General features: G+C 54.2%; 14 protein-coding genes. 12 read left to right on the top strand and 2 right to left on the bottom strand.

The genetic code is table 11. The features are described 5' to 3' along the window. Positions 1-29: 29 nt before the first annotated feature. Both GOX61_RS05425 and GOX61_RS05420 read right to left on the bottom strand, forming a co-directional pair. Entirely contained in the window at positions 30-1,364 is a 1,335-nt protein-coding gene (locus GOX61_RS05425) for a flavin monoamine oxidase family protein (protein ID WP_170331900.1), read from the bottom strand. A 218-nt stretch (positions 1,365-1,582) separates the two neighbouring features. Beyond that, on the bottom strand, positions 1,583-2,395 hold the full coding sequence (locus GOX61_RS05420; protein ID WP_170331897.1) for a LytTR family DNA-binding domain-containing protein: 813 nt from the start codon (positions 2,393-2,395) through the stop codon (positions 1,583-1,585). 161 nt (positions 2,396-2,556) lie between these two features. On the opposite strand from GOX61_RS05420, the gene GOX61_RS05415 reads away from it, so the two are divergent. The 12 genes from GOX61_RS05415 (at position 2,557) to GOX61_RS05360 (ending at position 18,514) form a co-directional block, all read left to right on the top strand. Further along, complete coding sequence (locus GOX61_RS05415) at positions 2,557-3,096, top strand: cytochrome b (protein ID WP_170331895.1); 540 nt, start codon at positions 2,557-2,559, stop codon at positions 3,094-3,096. Beyond that, a complete protein-coding gene (locus GOX61_RS05410) occupies positions 3,093-4,184 on the top strand; it encodes an amidohydrolase family protein (RefSeq protein WP_217353776.1) in 1,092 nt (363 codons plus the stop codon). Before GOX61_RS05415 ends, GOX61_RS05410 begins: the two co-directional genes overlap by 4 nt. Before the next feature lie 248 nt (positions 4,185-4,432). Continuing rightward, positions 4,433-5,128, top strand: a complete 696-nt coding sequence (locus GOX61_RS05405; RefSeq protein ID WP_170331893.1) for a phosphatase PAP2 family protein — start codon at positions 4,433-4,435, stop codon at positions 5,126-5,128. A gap of 161 nt (positions 5,129-5,289) precedes the next feature. Further along, a complete protein-coding gene (locus tag GOX61_RS05400; protein WP_155150431.1) occupies positions 5,290-5,778 on the top strand; it encodes a helix-turn-helix transcriptional regulator in 489 nt (162 codons plus the stop codon). A gap of 373 nt (positions 5,779-6,151) precedes the next feature. Then, a complete protein-coding gene (locus tag GOX61_RS05395) occupies positions 6,152-10,243 on the top strand; it encodes a beta strand repeat-containing protein (RefSeq protein WP_170331892.1) in 4,092 nt (1,363 codons plus the stop codon). A 523-nt stretch (positions 10,244-10,766) separates the two neighbouring features. After that, positions 10,767-11,357, top strand: coding sequence for a L,D-transpeptidase (locus GOX61_RS05390; RefSeq protein ID WP_170331889.1), 591 nt, complete (start codon positions 10,767-10,769; stop codon positions 11,355-11,357). Between the two features lie 69 nt (positions 11,358-11,426). Continuing rightward, complete coding sequence (locus GOX61_RS05385; protein WP_170331887.1) at positions 11,427-11,876, top strand: c-type cytochrome; 450 nt, start codon at positions 11,427-11,429, stop codon at positions 11,874-11,876. 412 nt (positions 11,877-12,288) lie between these two features. Next, on the top strand, positions 12,289-12,843 hold the full coding sequence (locus GOX61_RS05380; RefSeq protein ID WP_170331885.1) for a c-type cytochrome: 555 nt from the start codon (positions 12,289-12,291) through the stop codon (positions 12,841-12,843). A 9-nt stretch (positions 12,844-12,852) separates the two neighbouring features. Further along, positions 12,853-13,752 (top strand): c-type cytochrome, encoded by a 900-nt coding sequence (locus GOX61_RS05375; protein WP_170331883.1) that lies wholly within the window; start codon positions 12,853-12,855, stop codon positions 13,750-13,752. A gap of 39 nt (positions 13,753-13,791) precedes the next feature. After that, a complete protein-coding gene (locus tag GOX61_RS05370; RefSeq protein ID WP_170331881.1) occupies positions 13,792-15,165 on the top strand; it encodes a multicopper oxidase family protein in 1,374 nt (457 codons plus the stop codon). Then, positions 15,162-15,635, top strand: a complete 474-nt coding sequence (locus tag GOX61_RS05365) for a c-type cytochrome (RefSeq protein WP_170331879.1) — start codon at positions 15,162-15,164, stop codon at positions 15,633-15,635. Before GOX61_RS05370 ends, GOX61_RS05365 begins: the two co-directional genes overlap by 4 nt. Positions 15,636-16,003: 368 nt before the next feature. Further along, positions 16,004-18,514, top strand: a complete 2,511-nt coding sequence (locus GOX61_RS05360; RefSeq protein WP_170331877.1) for a heavy metal translocating P-type ATPase — start codon at positions 16,004-16,006, stop codon at positions 18,512-18,514. Positions 18,515-18,527 lie beyond the last annotated feature (13 nt).

Raw genomic sequence — 18,527 nt, 5'->3', positions numbered from 1 at the left:
ATGCCGCACTGCATCTGAAGGTCTGCATTTTAGTTTTCAATGATACGGGTCGCAACGTGCCGGCCTGACAATAACGCTCCATGCGTTGTGCTGTGATAATCAAATATCGTGTGCTCACCAGCAAAGAAAAGCCGTTCAGCTACAGGTTCACCAAAGACTTCAAATTGTTCGGTTGACCCGCCGGTTTGCGGATAAGAATAAGCCCCTCGAAAATTGGGGTACTCAGACCAATGTGTGCTCAGAACGGTATTCGGTTCGACTACATGCTCTCCCCAAACCGACCGCAGAACCGCCAAGGCGTCTTCAGTCATCTCCGATTGACTCATTCGATCCGCAATGGGGGCGTAACTGCCAAAAGACAAACCAAGCAAAACGTTTTCTTCACTGAACGTCCGGTAGTTTAGCCAATAGTTCCACCGTCCCTTTGGCTCAGTTACGATCCCAAAATACTGGGTCTTTTCGTCCCAGAAGGCCTTGTCAAATCTCAGGGCAATCTTCGTCACCGAGCCAAAGCCAAGCTTGTCAATTGCCACTTGCAGGTCAGTCGGAAGAGGTGGGTCAAACTCAATAGCGTTGGTTTTCAACACACCCAGAGGAACCGAACAAATGGCATAGTCAGCCGGGATGCCGTTCACGGTCACACCGTCATCGCCGTATGCAATGCGGTTGACCGGGGTACTTAGTCGAATGTCCAGTCCGCTCATCAGCGGAGCCAAGATCGTGTCATACCCTTCGGTGAAAATGACATCGTCGCCTTCAAAGGCCGTATCTGCAAAGGCATTGGCGGCAGAGATATCCTCGATCCCCGCGCCAATATCAAATTCAACAAAGGCAGAGAGCAACCACCGGCCCAGAGGGTCATTCAGCACCTCGGGTTCCAAGTCGGCGATGGCCTCCTTGATGCTTTTTGTGTCCCTGTTCCAAACGCGCAGATACAGCTTGCGCAACAGACGTTCGTATGTGTCATCGATGTGCTGATACTCTGCGTCCGTCAGTGGGGTGCCATCCGGTCCGAAAACTTCAAGACTGTTGTCATCGGTTAGAAAGGTCGGTGCTTTGATCAGCGCCGCAAGCTTCTGAATAGGGTTTGCAGAACTTGGCCCATGTATCCAGCCTGCCCCGTATTCAAATGGAACACCCATGGACATATCGGTTCGAATACGTCCACCAGCATAGTCCCCAGCTTCCAATATGATCACTTTTGCGCCGTGTCTCAAAAGTTCCTGACCCGCAGCGAGACCAGATATACCCGCACCTATAACGATGACTGTGGTGCCATCGAGATCCTGCGAATGGACGCTAGAGCCAAGCGATGCCAGAAAAGATGCAATCCCGAGTTTCAAAGCGCTCCGCCGAGTGTACATAAGTTCCTCTCAATCCTGGCAAGTTAAGATACCGAGATAGCTATTTGTTAGTTTCTGGCATCATTCCAGCATCTTCCGAAAAGCACGATTGAACAAGCAGCGAGAGCCGACATTTTAACGCTGACCATGAAAAAGCGGTTCGTTTGCGCTCACCTTCATTTGCCCCTGTCGACCGGCGCTTAGAGATGCAAGAAGAGCCGTTCGTTTTTAGTTGCAGATCACTGCCTTCGGGCACTGGTAAAAGCAGCATCGACTTTGTCGCGCAGCTCTGCGTATCGCCTCCGACTGACAGGAACCTGATCGCCATTGCTCATTTTGCAGGTGTATGCGCTACCTTTTCGCGAAACACTGTCGACATGCGCCAAGCTGATCCAGTGAGATCTGTGGCATTGAATTCCGTTCAGGTTTTCCAGCTTTTCTAAACAATCGCCGAACTGCTCTGAAAGCAATGCGCGTCCTTCGGTGGTAACGATTTCCACGTAGTGGTCCTGCGCGTGAAGGTGAATGATGTCATCTCCAAGAGCGCTCGGTACGCTGTGTATGAGTTGCTTCAATGATGGGGGAAATTCCTTTGGTTGCCCTTCGGTCTGAAGAGCACTTTCATCTGACGGACTTCGGCGAAGAAGAAACGTCATTGCCACCGCTACTGCCAAAGCGAGCGGAGTAATTGTGACGATTTCATTCAGGAAAACAGAAACGGGTGTTCCAGCTGCTTGCAGGTCATCATCGGCATTGCCGAAACCATAATCCAGGACGAGAGATCCCAGAGCGAAAGGTATTGGCAAAACAAGTGCAGAAGCGATTGCCGGGATCGGGTCGGGACATCTGAGTCGTTGCAGCACCAGGACGCCCGTCAAAAACAGCGCGGCAGCCAAGAATAGATGGGTAAACCATAGCGCAAAAGCCGCCAGTATGGGCACGTTTTCCGTATGGGTTGGTTCGAGAACCAATATGAAGCCCGCCCCGATTAAAGCGGCAAGCAGAACCTTTCTGATAAGCCCAGCAGAGACAGCAACTTGATCCAACTTCATGTTGAGTATCTAGCGCTCCCATCGCGAATGGTCGAGCCCCGACCGTTCGCGAAAGAACCCATACCTTTAACGCAGGTCGGATACCGCTCCAGCGTCCGTTCTTGAAGGCTCATCCCCTCTGCAGCATCTCGCTCAGCAGCTTTAAAGAAAGGGTGGCTAACATGGAACGCTACAGCTTTTCCACTAGGGTTCTACACTGGCTTATGGCGATTTGTTTCGCCTTCATGTGGGCGTGTGGGTACACGATGACCAAGCTGGTACCGGATGACTCCGCGATACAGGAAGCCTTATTCTCTATTCACATCTCCATGGGCGTCTTGCTGCTGTTCCTTATCGTGGTGCGCATTGCTCTTCGGATTATCACACCGGCCCCCGCTCCTTTGGCGGCTTTGGCGAACTGGGAAAAACTGCTCTCGCACTTGGGCCATCTGGCGCTCTACGTTCTGCCATTGATGGTTATCCTGATCGGATGGGCTGAAACGGATTTTGGTGGACATGGCACAACTTTGTTCGGCCTCAGCATGCCAAAAATATTTCCGACGAAAGAAGCGCTATGGGGCTACAATCTCGAAACGACCACGGCGACCCTTCACAGATGGCTCGCCTACGCGATGCTAGCCGTTGTCGCGGGCCATGTTGCAGCTGTCGTGAAGCATCGCATCGAAGGCCATGACGTGCTGGGAAGGATGACATTCAAATGATCAAGCGACGTGAGTTTTTGCTATCTGCTTCAGCAATGGGCGCTATGGCCCTGCCGGGTGTGTCGTTTGCAAACAGTGATCTCTGGTCCATCGGCTCAGCAGAAATCGCCGAGCGTGACAAAGACATGCCTCTGATCGGGCTTGAAGAACATTTCGCCACTCCGGAAATGATGCAACTTAATAACATCAAATTCCCACCGGGTGTTCCGTCCTTTGACATCATGGATGTGGGCGTGGGGCGCGTGGCCCATATGGATGAGGCCGGACTGAATATCATGGTTCTGTCGGCTCTGACACCGGGTGCGCAACTCCTGCCCGGTCAGCAGGGCATCGACTATGCGACAAGGCTGAACGACCAGATCAAGACTGACTACATCGATGCCCATCCGGATCGGTTTCGCGGTTTTGCCGCGCTACCGCTTACCTCGCCTGAGGCAGCCGCACTCGAGCTTGAGCGATGTGTCAACGAATTGGGGTTCGTTGGCACGATGACCTATGGTGCTGTGAATGGTATGTTCCTTGATCATCCGGAATTCGAACCGGTTCTGACCATGGCCGAGACATTAGGCGTACCGATCTACATTCATCCGGGGTGGGCATCAAAAGAGGCGATGGATCTGTATTACGATGATCTGGGTGACCCGATTGTCAGCAGGGTTCTCAGCGGTGCGGGTTATGGGTGGCATCAGGAAGTTGCCCTTCAGTGCCTGCGCATGATCGTCAGCGGCGTGTTTGACCGCCACCCGAACTTGCAGATTATCATCGGCCATATGGGCGAGGCATTACCCTTCTATTACTGGCGCATCGGGGATGATCTGGCAAAGGTAACAACAGGCAAACTGCAAAAGCCTGTTCAAAGCTACGTCACCGACAATTTCCACATCACCACCAGCGCGTTCTTCCGGACCGAACTGCTTGAACTGGCTTTGACTGTGATGGGCGAGGATCGAGTTCTGTTTTCGACCGACTATCCGTTTGTCAGTGGGATTGAAGGGGCCGAATGGTTCCGTGGCGTGGATTTACCCAGGCCGGTCAAGGAGAAAATCGGGTACAAGAATGCTGAGAAGCTCTTGAATATCTCCCTCTAGGGTACTTTGGCCTCAGGCAGGCCAAACGTCGATCCGATAAATTGCAGTGCAATCTGCGCCTCTCGCACGAGAGGCGCCCAGATGGGCTGTACCTGCTAACTCGCGCCTTGATTTGTCGTTAGCACATCGTGCGCAGCAACCCAGTGAAACTCATGCAGAAGTTCGTACCAATCCGTCCTGCCGCACCAAACCGAGGTCAAAAACCGTTACACTATCTGGCGAGATATCAAAGCAATCGAACTCGGATCATGATCTGGTTGTTCTTTCTGGTCGCTGCTTTTCAGGCATTGTTTGCTTCAGCTCCGTGGATAGATGTTTGGATTTCATCACTGTTCTGGGAGCCGGCTAAAGGTTTCGCCGCAGCGCGCTCACCTGTTTTAACAGTGTTTCGTGAAGCAGCGCAGAAAACTTACTTTTATATGGCAATACTCGCGCTATGCGGCGTTCTCGCAGGTTCTATCACCAGCACGTACACCGGAGTGCCGAGGCGCGTGTGGGGGTTCATTTTCTGCCTGTACTTGATCGGGCCCGCGCTTCTGGTCAATGGTTTGTTAAAGTCGTTCTGGGGTCGTGCCAGACCAGCTGATATTATGGAGTTTGGCGGTAATCTTTCGTTTTCCCCGCCCTTTGAGATCGCCGCCCAATGTCAGGTAAATTGCTCTTTTGTCTCAGGTGAGGCCGCCGGAGCAGCAGCCTTTGCGATATCTGCCTATGTCCTGACCCGTTTTCTTCGAAACAAGGCATTGCGCCGAATTGTTTTCGGGTCTGCTCTCACGGTATCAGTTCTTGGTGCGCTGCTTCGCACTGTTTTTGGCCGGCATTTCTTGTCTGATGTAATTTTTGCGATCCTTCTGGTGTCATTGGTAGCGGTGCTGCTGTCGTTCATGTTCCTGGAACATCGCGGGCGTGGGCGGACGCGGCTCAAGCGATTGGGGCAGGGCTAACGGTCTCTGAAAACCGATGTAATCATCTGGTAAAGTTGCGCCGCATCGGGCATTTCGAACAGTCGATTTTTGCTGCAGAGAACGGCGGTTGTCGCTTGAGGTGGTCTGCTTACTTCGCGTAAGAACCCGCGATCAAATCTACTGCCTGTGGGGAGGCCTCTATGCCATCAAAAAAACGCCTGACTTTTTCGTTCTTCGCATCGCTATTTTGCGCCTGCATTATGTTGTTCGAAGACATTGGTGAGGCAATGGGCGTGGCCTGGATTGATGAATGGGACGAAATTCATGTCTGGGAAGTCCTGATCATGTTTTCACTGTTTGGTTCAATCATGGTGCTTGGGTTCGAAGTTCTGAAAATGCGCCGATATCAAGAGTCACTTGAAGATAAGGTGGCCAGGGCCTCCAGTGCCTTCGAGGACCTGTTGAACGCGTATTTCGAGCAATGGTCTTTCTCTGAGGCCGAGCGTGCGGTTACCCGCCTGTTGATCAAAGGGTGCTCGATTGCTGAAATGGCGGAAATTCGCAACGCCAAGGAAGGCACCATCAAGGCACAAACCAATTCGATCTACAAAAAGTCCGGCTATGCAGGCAAAACTCAGCTGCTCAGTGCTTTTTTGGAAGATCTGACAGATGGCGGATCGGTTGCTTGACGCCAACTATTGGTAGGGGCGTCACACTCAGAGTGACACCCCTGTCCACATCTGCCGAATAAAGTCTCATGTTGGAATAAACCCTTGTGAAAAATGCATAAACTAAAGTTCTAATCTGCCTATTTGGCCATATTTCCGCCTCCAGCGCACATTTAACGCCAGTTTTGAGTGTGCAAACAAATGGCGCATGGAACGGGTGACGCAGGGGAAACAACCCTCCGGACCCAGGGAACGGAAATTTAGCCAGATGGGGCAAAGTTATATGCAGATCCAGCAACGAGTTCATGCTTTCGCACGTGGGGGACGGCTGACCAAATGGAAAGGAGGAGTGGCAAGTGTCGCCCCTTCCGTTTTTTTGTGTTCAGCTTCGGTTTTGGCAATTTCAACAGGATCTGTTTTTGGTGAGGTCGTTGATGGGGCGCGGACCGCTTCTCTGATCAGTAGTGTTGACGAAGATCATACCATTACGGCGACCGGGTCCATTAACGTAGACCCGTTGCCGGGACGGGGCCTGGTTCAAGTTAATGTGGCGGACTATTCCAGCACGCTGACAAATGACGGGCGGCTGACAGCGCCCGAAGGCATACAGAGAACCCGAGCCGCGATCGACATCAACGGCGATTTGTCCGGTGCCGTTGTGAATTCCGGTACGATTTCGATGGGAGCGGCGTTTGGCGACAGTGCAGTGTTGCACGGTATTGATGTGTCGGGGAATGTGACAGGTGCCATTCAGAATACTGGCACCATAGACATCGCAAATTTGGCGCTGACCTTTGGCACCGCTGCCGGTATTAACGTTAACCAAGTCGATGGCACGTTGGCCAACAGCGGAACGATCAGTGTTGGTGCTGATCTCAGCTCCCGCGTGTTTGCTTCTGGGGTAGTTGCGAAGAGCGTGAATGGAACCTTCCGCAACAGTGGCGGCATTTCTGTCGACGCCGTCAGTTCCGGCGGGAATGTGTTTGCGGATGGCATTGAACTGACAACCGTCGCTGGGACAGTTGAGAATTCAGGACCCGTTACGGCTTTTGCAACTGCAAGAACAACTGCCAGCGTCGATGGCATTGGCATCGGCGACTTGTCCGGTGATTTGAACAATACCGGTGCCATTTCCGTCACTGGAAACGGGGGAGCCAATGCAAATGGGGATGCAATTGAGATTTCCACCGTATCCGGCAATTTGCACAACAGCGGTGCCCTGACCGTTTCAATGACCGCCGACAGCACCGGTGCGGCAAATTTTGATGCTATTGAAGTATCCAATCTTACCGGCAGCCTGACCAATTCCGGTTCCATCGATGGGCAGGCTATCGGCGGCTCAGCTGGCGCGGACGGCATTGACATTGGCGGTCTTAGCTCAGCCGCCCGTTTCGACAATTCTGGTCTCGTGACGATCCGCGCGATTGCGCTGGCTTCAGGTGCTGTTGCAGATGGGCTGGATTTTGCAGATGTAGATGGCAGCGTCACGAACAGTGGGCAACTCATCGTTACCTCAAACGGTGATCGCGCACGGGCCCGGGGGATCCAGGCGGAGGATCTGGCAGGTACGCTCGACAATAGTGGCCAGATATTTGTGGATGCGCGCGCTGGGAACCAACAGGCCTTCGCATATGGAATCGAGGTTGGAGATATTTCCGGTCAACTTGCCAATGCCGGGCCTCTGATCGCGGCTGCAACCGGTTCGGGTACCGTAACCGCAACCGGTATACTCGCCGAGACTGTTACAGGCACGTTGACGAACAATGGGCCTATTTTGGCAACGGGTCGGGGAAGAACCGCCAATGCCATTGGAATTGAAGCCGGGCATATTGTTGGCACTCTGAACAACACAAACTCCATTATTGCCACAGCGATTGGCACGGGTACCGGTGACGCCTCGGGTATTTCAACAAATACAGTGGATGGCACGCTTTCGAACTCGGGCAATGTGACTGTTCAGATTGATGCCTCAAGCCATGCCTCGGCGTATGGTATGAGCTTGGGCCAGATCAACGGCGCGATGAACAACTCGGGCGCGATTACCGTCGATGTGATCAATGGTTCGAGTGTCGAAGCAATCGGTATCCGGTCTTCTACCGTGGCGGGTACATTCTCCAACAGCGGTCAAATCTCGGTCGCTGCGCAGGGTTCTTACGTTTCGGCCGGAGGAATACGGATTGGCAGTGTTATTGGCGATGCCGACTTCAACAACACAGGTACGATTTCCGTCAAGGCCCAGAGCAATGGCTCAAGCGCATATGCCTATGGCATTTCAGCAGGCACGATTGAGGGTACGCTGAGCAACAGCGGGAACCTGACTGTAGTAGCGGACGGTGCTACCGCCTCAGCCATGGGGATCAGGCTGGGCGGCACCAGCGGACAGGTCGTCAACTCGGGCGTCGTCCTGGCGAAAGCAGCCGGCACGCAATCGGTATATGCAAGGGGGTTTGAAACCGACACCATATCCGACAGCATTTCTAACTCGGGCACTATTGCTGCAACGGCAGTTGGTAGCGGTGCCAGCGAGGTATTCGCAACAGGTGCTTCTGCATCACTGTTTGAGATGGGAGGCTCGATTTCGAATTCAGGGAAAATCGTGGTTGCGGCCCAAGGTGATAACGGAACCTTCGTGAGTGCAAACGGGGTCAGCGCGAACATATTGGCCGATGGTCATATTTCCAATAGCGGCGAGCTCACGGTAACAGCGGAAAGCACGCAAGGCGGTTCCGTCGAGGCTGTTGGCGTAGGCCTTGGATTTCTGTTCGAGTCTACAGACTTATCGAATTCCGGTTCTATTAACGTTTCGGCCAAAGGGGATGGAGTTTTTAATGCGGAAGCTTCTGGCGTCCGTATCATCAGCTTCCTGGGTGAGCTTCGGAACTCGGGTCGTATCGGTGTATCGCTCGACCTGAACGATGGCGTAAGCGGCTCTGCTGTCGGAGTGTCGATAAACTCAATCGACACCAGCGGTATACTAAAAAACAGTGGAACCATCGCGGTTGATGCAAAGGCCAGAAACACAGCTGAACTTATTGCGTCCGGAATTTTGATCGATGGGGGCATCTCCGGGGTTCTTGACAATTCAGGAGCCATAGCTGTGGCTGCGGGCGGATCCGATCAGGTGCGTGCATATGGCGTCAAAGCGCGCGCGCTGAACGAGAACGGAGTTCTGTCGCATAGCGGGTCGATTGCGGTGGCGGCCAATGGGGGGGATGTTGAAGCCTACGGATTGTATGTCGGTACCGCAGAGGGAACGATCAATGTCACGGGCGACATCGCAGTGAAGTCCGCCGGCAAGGGTTACGCCATTTACTTGGGTGATGGTGGGGGCACACTAAATCTGGAATCCACGGCAAACATCGATGGGTTGATGCGGGTGAGTGACCACGATGTCAACCTGACCCATGTCGGAGGCAAAGTGATCTACCGTTTCCGGGACGACGATACGTCAAACGGGGTGTTTACGACCTCGGTGTCCTCACCGTCTCAGGGATGGTTTGTTGACGACGAAGGTGGCGCGGCGCCTGTCTATGCTTCCATCGATGCGCGCGAGTTTCAGCCCAATACCAACCAGGCTTTCGAGGTCGCAGGGCTGTCCTATGTCCTTAAAGGTCAGTTGGACAAATTAGACAGCACCGATGTCAGTCGGGACAGAGTTGTGCTCAGCACGAGCGGAAGCGGTGCAATCGAAGGGTTTAGACCATATTTCCTTGTCAGCGGCAGCAGAAGCGACGGTACTTCGAACGGCAGCTCTTCAGCGCTTTCATCAAATATGTGGAGCGCCAGCGCTGGATTGACCCGCGATCTTGGAGCCGGGCTGCGATACGGGTTCGGGGCCAGCTATTTCAAGAATGACGGAACCTTTGGCGCGACGTCTTTCGATACGTCCGGCGTGTTTGTCAGCGGGATCGTTGCGCAAAACTTCGGAGTTGCTGATGTGAGTTTCGGGTTGGGTTATGGCGATTTGGATCACAATGAAACCCGCTTCAGTGGAAACACAAGGTCGGCGGCTGACTACTCGAGCGATATGATCACAGCTTTCGTTGCTGCTGAACGTGATTTTGTGTTGGAGCACGGCGCGGTCCTGACACCCAGAGCCAGTTTTCTATATGGCGAGCAGAATTTGGATGCTTACACCGAGATGGGCAGCAGCGCGAATGCGACTGTGGGCGCAAGAGACATCACGTTCAATGAAACCCGCATCGGGGCTGCCTATACAGCGTCATTGGGAGGAGGAAACCTATCTGCATCATTGGCTGCGGTCCGCCGTGACGCAGATGCGCCATCGATCATAGATGTGGCAGTCTTCGGCAATACGCTTGCTCTGGCCTCGGGCGGTAGTGGAACCGATACTTTCGGCGAAGTCGGTCTGAGCTATGAGAGAGCCTTTGTGCACGGTGGAAACCTGCGCTTGGAGGCAAGATCGACCCTAGGCGCTGATGTGTCTACGCAAGCTTTGTGGGCATCCTATGAATGGAGCTTCTGAACCGGGAATGCGTCAGCGTTTTTGTTAACCAAAGCAGAAAACTCGCATTGGCCACGCCGACATTCTTTTGCGTGGACCTGAGATAACAACTCATCAAGCTGCTATTTCTGTGGACTACCTTTATCCGCTCACGAGGGTGGTCCACAGATTTTTCATGGGGTTTCATCGTTTGGAACGGAAGTGAGACCGTTATCAGCACCGTCAGTTTGAGAGGCAGCAGGTCAATACAAAACAACAGCTGACGAAATCCGACCCAGTCTTGATTGCTGGATCAGACGTGTGGCGAGCTAAGCATTGCAATGCAGGGATTTTCACCACACCAGTTATTCAGTGGCGCCGTTTATGATGAATGCCAGCTGCCTCTGTGCCTAGCGTCCCCAACAATGTCCCCTCGCTCGCAGAGGGTCGGCTGCACGAAAGGTATTGGGGCTGCTTTGTGCGAAGTCTTTTTCATGTTGACCTTCCAGCGCAGGAATAGGGCATACGAGCTACCTAAATCGAGAAACAAGGATAACCGATCAGGATGGCAGGCATGAAACCGAGCGAAGATAGAAAGGGTATATCGCGACGCGAAGTGATAGCCGCGTTCGCTGCAACGACCCTTTTTCCCGCACCGGCCGTTTTGGCCCAACCCGCAGCAATCAAAGGTACGCGCCGAAACGTATCGTCGTTCCGCGTTGCCAAATGGCAGGACCATTTTGATACACTCAGGAACGGTGTGATCCTCTCTGATACACAGTCAAAAGTGTTGCAATACTGGTCGGAGGACGAAAGCGTCTATCGTATGTTTCCCACCAGCGTTCCGCTCACGGAAGACCTTACAAGGCTGGGCTACACTACAATTACTCGCAAGGTCGAAGGGCCATCTTGGCGACCGACACCGGCAATGAAAAAGCGCAATCCGGCGTGGCCTGACTATGTAGGCCCGGGCCCCGAGAATCCTTTGGGGACCCATGCGCTATACTTAAGCTGGCAGTACTATCGTATCCACGGCACCAACGACACCCGCAAGATCGGGAGACGATCCTCCAACGGCTGCATTGGCTTGTACAACGAGCAGATTGCGGAACTGTTCAAATTGGCGGCAGTGGGCACGCAGGTAAAACTGATCTGACCTCGTCCAGGTCGATTTCACCGGGCGTGCAATACTGTCCGATAACTGACAATCAAGTGAAATACTGAGATGGATAAACTTACACTCTTGATCGGCGGCGTAGCGATCGCAGGTGCCGCCGTACTCGTCTACAATCTCAATCAGCAACCAACTGGTCACTCGATGGCGTCACCTGATACGGCGACGCTGGAGCCGGGAGATCCAATCCAAAACGTCTATCTGCCGGAGCAGTTGAGCGAGTTTGCGGCAGTCGGAAAGGTGGCATTCGACGCTAAATGTGCGGCCTGCCATGGTGTGAATGCAACTGGTCTGGAGGGGCTTGCGCCGCCATTGGTGCATAAGATCTATGAACCAAGCCACCATTCGGACGAGACATTTTATGTCGCAGTCCAGAATGGAGTTCGGGCACACCATTGGAGGTTTGGTAATATGCCGCCGGTCGATGGCTTGACCCGTGCCGATGTGAAAGGCATCGTTGCGTACATCAGAGAGTTGCAGCAGGAAAACGGGATTTTCTGAAAGTGACGAGCCGGATTGGCAGTGCAATTCGTTACATCATCCTGTCAATGGTGCTGACCATTGGCGGATTACTTGTGACTACCGACTCTGCTCATGCGCATGGTAGCAGCTCGCAACACGTTGTTGACCATACGGACTCTGCGTACGTGGAGCATGTCAAACAAGGTCATCCGGGGCATTGTCATAGCGGATCGATTTGCAACGCTGTCGGGCTATTTTCGATAGGTCCGCCGCTGCCTGCCCCCAAAGACACGGAACAAAGATACTCGATACCACGCGCCCAATACCGGGTTCTGAGTATCATAGCGTTTGACCCGCCACCGCCGCGCGTCCTGATCTGACCAGTCGAATTGCGCTCAATACGAGCGCGTCGAAGCAGACGATAAGGACAAAGCAATGAACATTCGAAAAAATGACCACAGGCGTCGCCCTGGTTTCTCTGTTTGCTGCAGCCGCTCTGGCTCATGGTGGTGCAACAGGCATCGTCAAAGAGCGCATGGACGGTATGTCCGCGATGAAGGACAGTATGAAAGTCCTCACGCCGATGATGCAGGGGAAAACGCCGTACAACGCGCAAACAGTGCGAAGCGAAGCGAAGAAAATAGGGCTCCATGCCGGTGAGAGCATGACTAAGCTGTTTCCAGAGGGAACTGATGGCAAACCCTCGGAGGCAAAACCGGAAATCTGGCAGGACTGGGGTTCCTTTGCAGAATTGGCCAGACAGTTGGAAACCTACTCTGAAGGGCTCATGCTTGCGGCGGACAATGGGTTGATGGCGTCCGGATCGGACCAAGGTTCCGGTATGATGGGCAATGCAACCATGATGGGTGGTAGTTCTATGATGGGTGCCGACATGATGGGCGGGGGCCCGGATCAGGCACAACTTTCTGAAATGCCAGCAGATGGCGTGTTCATGATGCTGAGCCAGACCTGCTCGGCATGCCACACGCGATTTCGGTCGGAATAGGAATGCGTCATGAGTCCGCTAGTCCGATTGGGCCTTGCTGCTGCCGTCATGGCGTCAGCGGGACTTGTTGCAATAATTGCTTGGCCGATTGGCCGGCCACTACAATCTTTTCACATCGAGGGTGACGTTAACCGTGGGGCATATCTGGCAAGGGCAAGTGGCTGTATCGCCTGCCACACAGATTTTGCCAAAGGGGGTGCGCCGCTGGCCGGCGGGGTAGAGTTAGATACACCGTTCGGCACGCTCTATTCACCGAATCTGACCACCGATCCTGATCACGGGATCGGTGGTTGGACCGTCGAGGAGTTTGCCCGTGCCGTACGACAGGGTGTGTCGCCCGACGGACAACCCTACTACCCGGCCTTTCCTTATCCGTTCTATGCCAACTTCACGGATCAGGACATCGCCGATCTCTGGGCTGCCTGGCAAACGGTTCCACCGGTCGCGGAACCGTCAAAAGAGCAGGATATGGCGTTCCCCTTCAATCAGCGTTGGGGACTGAAACTGTGGCGGGCAGCTTTTCTGGAGCCGCCTCCTACCTATCCTGTGCCGGGTAAGGATGATGTTTGGAACCGGGGCCGGTTACTGGTCGAAGGCGCCACGCATTGTGCGGCCTGCCACACCGGGAGGAACTTGGTTGGCGCGAGAAAATCAGACACCGAACACTTCAAGGGAAGTGACTCTCTGCCGGGCGGTGACAAGGCGCCGGCCATCGACTTTGGGACGCTGCAACAGCGTGGCTGGACGGTTGATGATTTGGTCTATGCCTTGCGCACAGGTGTCATGCCTGATGGCGATGTATTCGGGGGCGCTATGGGAGAGGTCGTAAACTATGGCACCAGCTTTCTGACAGAGGATGACCGCAAGGCGATGGCGATCTATCTGTTGGATGTGCACGACGGCGGATAATCCAGTGAGAGATCAAGTATTCTTGGGAAGGAAGTCATCATGACGCTCAATCGCAGGCAATTCGTTGCCGGTACATCGGCACTGTTCGCGGTGCCTGCTATCGGGAGGGCGGCTACGCCTCCTAAAACAATTGAGGCGCGTGCAGAGTTGGCGCGTATAGCGCCCGACAGCTATCCGGAAACCGAGATTTGGGGATATGACGGCGGTGTCCCGGGCCCCGAAATTCGTGCCCGTCAGGGCGAAACGGTTCGCCGGACGCTCCTAAACTCGCTCCCCCAACCAACGGCTATTCATTGGCATGGATTGCGGGTTCCAAACAACATGGACGGGGTGCCGGGTCTCACACAGGAGGCAGTGCAAAAGGGCGATAAATTTCAGTATGATTTGCCGCTCAAGGACGCGGGAACCTTTTGGTACCACTCTCATAACCAGTCGACGGAACAAGTCGCCCGGGGCCTTTACGGCGCGTTCATCGTCGATGAAACGAACCCGCCGGACACGGATCATGACATTACGGTTCTGCTGGATGACTGGCGGTTGGGGCAGGATGCCCAAATTGTCGATGATTTTGGCTCAATGCATGACTGGACGCATGCAGGTCGAATGGGGAACTACGTTCACGCGCATGTATCGCCTATGACCGAAGTTTTAACGAACCAGCGATTGCGGCTTCGCTTGGTCAATGTCGCGACTGATCGGATCATGTATGTCTCAGTTCGTGGCGCAAACGGAAAACTGATCGCTTATGATGGCATGCCAGTGACGCAGCCAGAGGATTTTGAAACCCTTGTTTTCGGGCCTGCGCAACGAGTGGATCTAGTTGTAGATGTCACAGCTGACGTGGGTGAAGCCGTTCAAATCATTCTTCACGAACGTGTTGAAGCATTTGTCATTGCTGAGCTTCCGGTTTCGAGGCGCGGTACAACTGTCGCCCGCGGCGCGATAGAGGCTTTGCCACCCAATCCCGTTTCTGTGCTCAAGGATGTTTCGGACGCTCTGACCGTTCCTTTGGTAATGGAGGGAGGAGCAATGGGTGGGCTGCGCCAAGGCTCGTACAAAGGCCAGATCATGAGTAGCGATGAATTGGTTCGGGAGGGTCAGATCTGGACTTTCAACGGCATTGCTGGTTTGCCAGAGAACCCGTTGGCCTCTGTCTCTCGTGGTGACGTCGTTCGTATACAGATCAAAAACGACACCGTCTTTCCCCACGCCATGCACCTGCATGGGACGCACTTTCAGGAAGTTCTGGCGGACGGGAGTCTTGGGCCGCTGAGGGACACAATCCTGGTCGACCGGGTCGAAACACGGGAAATCGCGTTCGTTGCGGATAACCCGGGGGATTGGCTGTTTCATTGCCACATGCTGTCGCATCAGGCCGCTGGTATGAAGACTTGGTTGAGCGTGGTGTTATGAATAAGAGCGTTGCGAAATGGATGTCACTGGCTGCGGTAGTGATCATTGTCACTGTCACAGGCTGGAGTCTTAGCGGGCGTGCACAGAACAGCTCGCCCTCGGATACGGCACGCGGTGCAGATTTGTACGCCGAAAACTGCGCGTCATGCCATGGGGCGAATCTGGAGGGTCAGCCGGATTGGCAGACACCTGATCCTGATGGCGTCTTGCGGGCACCCCCACATGACCGAACAGGCCACACATGGCATCACGGCGACAAGCTGTTGTTCGACTATACAAAGCTTGGTGGGGAACAGACTTTGAAACAGATGGGTGTCACCAACGTCAAAAGTGGCATGCCAGGTTTCGGGGACAACCTGTCGGATCAGGACATCTGGGACATCCTTGCATTTATCAAGGACAGTTGGCCGGATCGGGAGCGTAAGCTGCAAGAGCAGCGCACTGAGGCAGAACAAGTGGACGGAAACTGATGTGATGAGATTACGCACAGGTCAAATCGCGGCAGTCATGTTGATCGGTGTTCGTGTGGCGAGCGCCGAAGGTGAAATGACCCGTCTCATCGAGTTTGTTAGAGACTTAAGATAGAGCCAATGGGGCAGGATTATGCGCGCCTCAACTTATCATGCGACCATAGCTTCGCCTCCTCAGGATACTCAGGGTCGTCAAAGTGGTTCGTACATCTGTTCCGTTGTTCTGGCTAAGTAATCCAGCACAGGAAGGTCAGCTTATTACGAATGGATCACCAAAATTAGTTGGAAAGAAAGTCACCCACATCCCTTGACCTTCCACTTGCTGGAACCCTTATGTTGCACGTCAGCAGACTTCTTGTGGTGACAAAATGACTGAAAATTCACATGCGCGGTTTCAGGTTCAGGGGATGATCTGTGCGTCCTGCGTAGGGCGGGTCGAGCGCGCGCTGAAAGCTGTTCCAGGTGTTGATGCCGCTTCGGTTAATCTTGCCAGCGAAAGTGTTCGGGTCGATTTTCGCGATCCAGCTGATAAAGCGGCGATTGCAGATGCGCTAAACAGCGCCGGATACCCGGCCCTGACCAAAGAGGTCACGCTTGATATTCAAAACATGTCCTGCGCATCGTGCGTAGGGCGCGTTGAGCGAGCCTTGGAAGCTGATGATGGCGTGTTGTCTGCGTCAGTCAATCTGGCCACCGAAAGTGCCACGGTGCGCTATGCTGAGGGTGTCACCACGCCCGAAGCCATCGCGGCGCTTGCCGCAGCTGCAGGCTATCCGGCAACCCTTCGATCGGCTTCGCAAACCGAACCACAAGACCGCAAAGCAGCAGAGATCCTCCTGTTGGCCCGGCGAACGGGCTTTGCTGCCTTGCTCGCTTTGCCGGTGTTCATCCTTGAAATGGGTTCGCATGTTATTCCGGGCATGCACCATCTGATAGCGAGTACGATCGGCATCCAAAACAGCTATTATCTGCAGTTCCTTCTGACCACGATCGTTCTTTTTGGGCCAGGTTTGCAGTTCTATACCAAGGGTTTCCCGTCCTTGTTCAAAGGCGCGCCGGACATGAACTCTCTGGTGGCGCTGGGCACCTCGGCGGCCTATGGCTTCTCGCTTATCTCAACCTTTGCGCCCGGTATCCTGCCTGCGGGAACTGCAAACGTCTACTACGAGGCTGCCGCGGTGATCGTGGTTCTGATTTTGCTGGGGCGTTTCCTTGAGGCTCGCGCTAAGGGCAGAACTGGTGAAGCAATTCGCAAACTGGTTGGTTTACAGGCAAAAACAGCGCGGGTTGAACGCGACGGATCGGTTGTTGAGCTCCCGATTGAGCAGATCGCTGTAGGGGATCTTGTTCACGTTCGACCGGGCGAAAAGATCGCGGTGGATGGTGCCGTAGTGACTGGGGCGTCATATGTCGATGAAAGCATGATTACTGGTGAGCCGGTTCCAGTCGAAAAAACCGAAGGCGCTACTGTGGTTGGGGGAACCGTAAATGGCACTGGTGCGTTGACTTACCAGGCCGAAAAGATCGGTGCCGACACTATGTTGGCCCAGATAATCCAGATGGTCGAACAAGCCCAGGGGGCCAAACTGCCGATTCAAGGCCTGGTCGACCGCATCACGCTATGGTTTGTGCCGGTAGTGATCACTGTGGCCGTGATGACGGTTCTGGTTTGGCTGTTGTTCGGTCCCGATCCCGCGCTCAGCCTGGCGCTAGTGGCCGGGGTTGCGGTGCTGATCATAGCATGCCCTTGCGCCATGGGGTTGGCTACTCCAACCTCGATCATGGTTGGCACCGGACGCGCGGCCGAGATGGGTGTGCTGTTCCGTAAGGGCGACGCCTTGCAAATGCTCCAGGAAACAACCGTTGTGGCGGTGGACAAGACCGGCACCCTGACCAAAGGGCGTCCGGAACTGACCGACCTGATAGTGGCCGAAGAAATGACCGAAGATCAGGTTCTGCGCCTTGTTGCTGCAGTTGAGGTCACATCTGAACATCCTATCGCCACGGCTATCGCGCGCGCGGCTGAAACCCGAGGGTTGAATCTTCCGCAGCCTGAAGACTTCACTTCGATCACTGGCTACGGCGTGCGTGCTGAAGTTGAAGGCCATACAATCCTGATCGGGGCTGACCGACTGATGGTCCGCGAAGGCGTTGAAATAGGCGCGTTGTCTGATCGGGGCGCTGAACTGGCAGTCAACGGAAAGACTCCACTTTATGCTGCCATAGATGGGGTTATCGCGGCCGTTATCGCTGTGGCTGATCCGATCAAAACCACCACGCCTGCCGCAATTGAAGCTTTGCACGAACTGGGGCTGAAAGTGGCGATGATTACCGGTGACAATACCGCTACTGCCAAATCTATCGCGGCGCAGCTGGGTATTGATCATGTTGTGGCTGAGGTTTTGCCCGAGGGTAAAGTGTCTGCGCTGGAAGATTTGCGTTTGAATAGTGGAAAACTGGCCTTTGTAGGTGACGGCATTAATGATGCGCCTGCTTTGGCGGCGGCTGATGTGGGAATTGCGATCGGCACAGGCACGGACATCGCAATCGAAGCAGCCGATGTCGTTTTGATGTCAGGCGACCTGACCGGCGTGGTCAACGCTTTCAATATCAGCCAGCGAACTATGCGCAACATCCGCCAAAACCTGTTCTGGGCGTTCAGTTACAACACACTACTCATACCGGTTGCGGCGGGGGTACTGTACCCGTTTGGCGGCCCGTTGCTCTCGCCGGTATTGGCCGCAGGTGCCATGGCATTGTCCAGCGTATTCGTTCTGACCAACGCGCTACGGTTGCGTTGGGTTAAATCAAACAAGGTTGTGCAGGATCAGGCAGCGGAAAATGCCAAACGGACGCTGCGTTCAGTGCCTGCTGAATAGTACAGGAGAACTG

Source organism: Ruegeria arenilitoris, from assembly GCF_013030265.1.
Taxonomy (GTDB): domain Bacteria; phylum Pseudomonadota; class Alphaproteobacteria; order Rhodobacterales; family Rhodobacteraceae; genus Ruegeria; species Ruegeria arenilitoris_E.
The sequence above is the reverse complement of the archived record's forward strand: the minus strand, read 5'-3'. Positions and strand labels throughout refer to the sequence as shown.

What these genes read in the sequence shown, in the direction of transcription:
- GOX61_RS05365 (WP_170331879.1), top strand. Translation starts at nt 15,162, where the DNA reads ATGAATAAGAGCGTTGCGAAATGGATGTCACTGGCTGCGGTAGTGATC.
- GOX61_RS05370 (WP_170331881.1), top strand. Translation starts at nt 13,792, where the DNA reads ATGACGCTCAATCGCAGGCAATTCGTTGCCGGTACATCGGCACTGTTC.
- GOX61_RS05410 (WP_217353776.1), top strand. Translation starts at nt 3,093, where the DNA reads ATGATCAAGCGACGTGAGTTTTTGCTATCTGCTTCAGCAATGGGCGCT.
- GOX61_RS05360 (WP_170331877.1), top strand. Translation starts at nt 16,004, where the DNA reads ATGACTGAAAATTCACATGCGCGGTTTCAGGTTCAGGGGATGATCTGT.
- GOX61_RS05390 (WP_170331889.1), top strand. Translation starts at nt 10,767, where the DNA reads ATGGCAGGCATGAAACCGAGCGAAGATAGAAAGGGTATATCGCGACGC.
- GOX61_RS05375 (WP_170331883.1), top strand. Translation starts at nt 12,853, where the DNA reads ATGAGTCCGCTAGTCCGATTGGGCCTTGCTGCTGCCGTCATGGCGTCA.
- GOX61_RS05415 (WP_170331895.1), top strand. Translation starts at nt 2,557, where the DNA reads ATGGAACGCTACAGCTTTTCCACTAGGGTTCTACACTGGCTTATGGCG.
- GOX61_RS05400 (WP_155150431.1), top strand. Translation starts at nt 5,290, where the DNA reads ATGCCATCAAAAAAACGCCTGACTTTTTCGTTCTTCGCATCGCTATTT.
- GOX61_RS05425 (WP_170331900.1), bottom strand. Translation starts at nt 1,364, where the DNA reads ATGTACACTCGGCGGAGCGCTTTGAAACTCGGGATTGCATCTTTTCTG.
- GOX61_RS05380 (WP_170331885.1), top strand. Translation starts at nt 12,289, where the DNA reads ATGACCACAGGCGTCGCCCTGGTTTCTCTGTTTGCTGCAGCCGCTCTG.
- GOX61_RS05405 (WP_170331893.1), top strand. Translation starts at nt 4,433, where the DNA reads ATGATCTGGTTGTTCTTTCTGGTCGCTGCTTTTCAGGCATTGTTTGCT.
- GOX61_RS05385 (WP_170331887.1), top strand. Translation starts at nt 11,427, where the DNA reads ATGGATAAACTTACACTCTTGATCGGCGGCGTAGCGATCGCAGGTGCC.
- GOX61_RS05420 (WP_170331897.1), bottom strand. Translation starts at nt 2,395, where the DNA reads ATGAAGTTGGATCAAGTTGCTGTCTCTGCTGGGCTTATCAGAAAGGTT.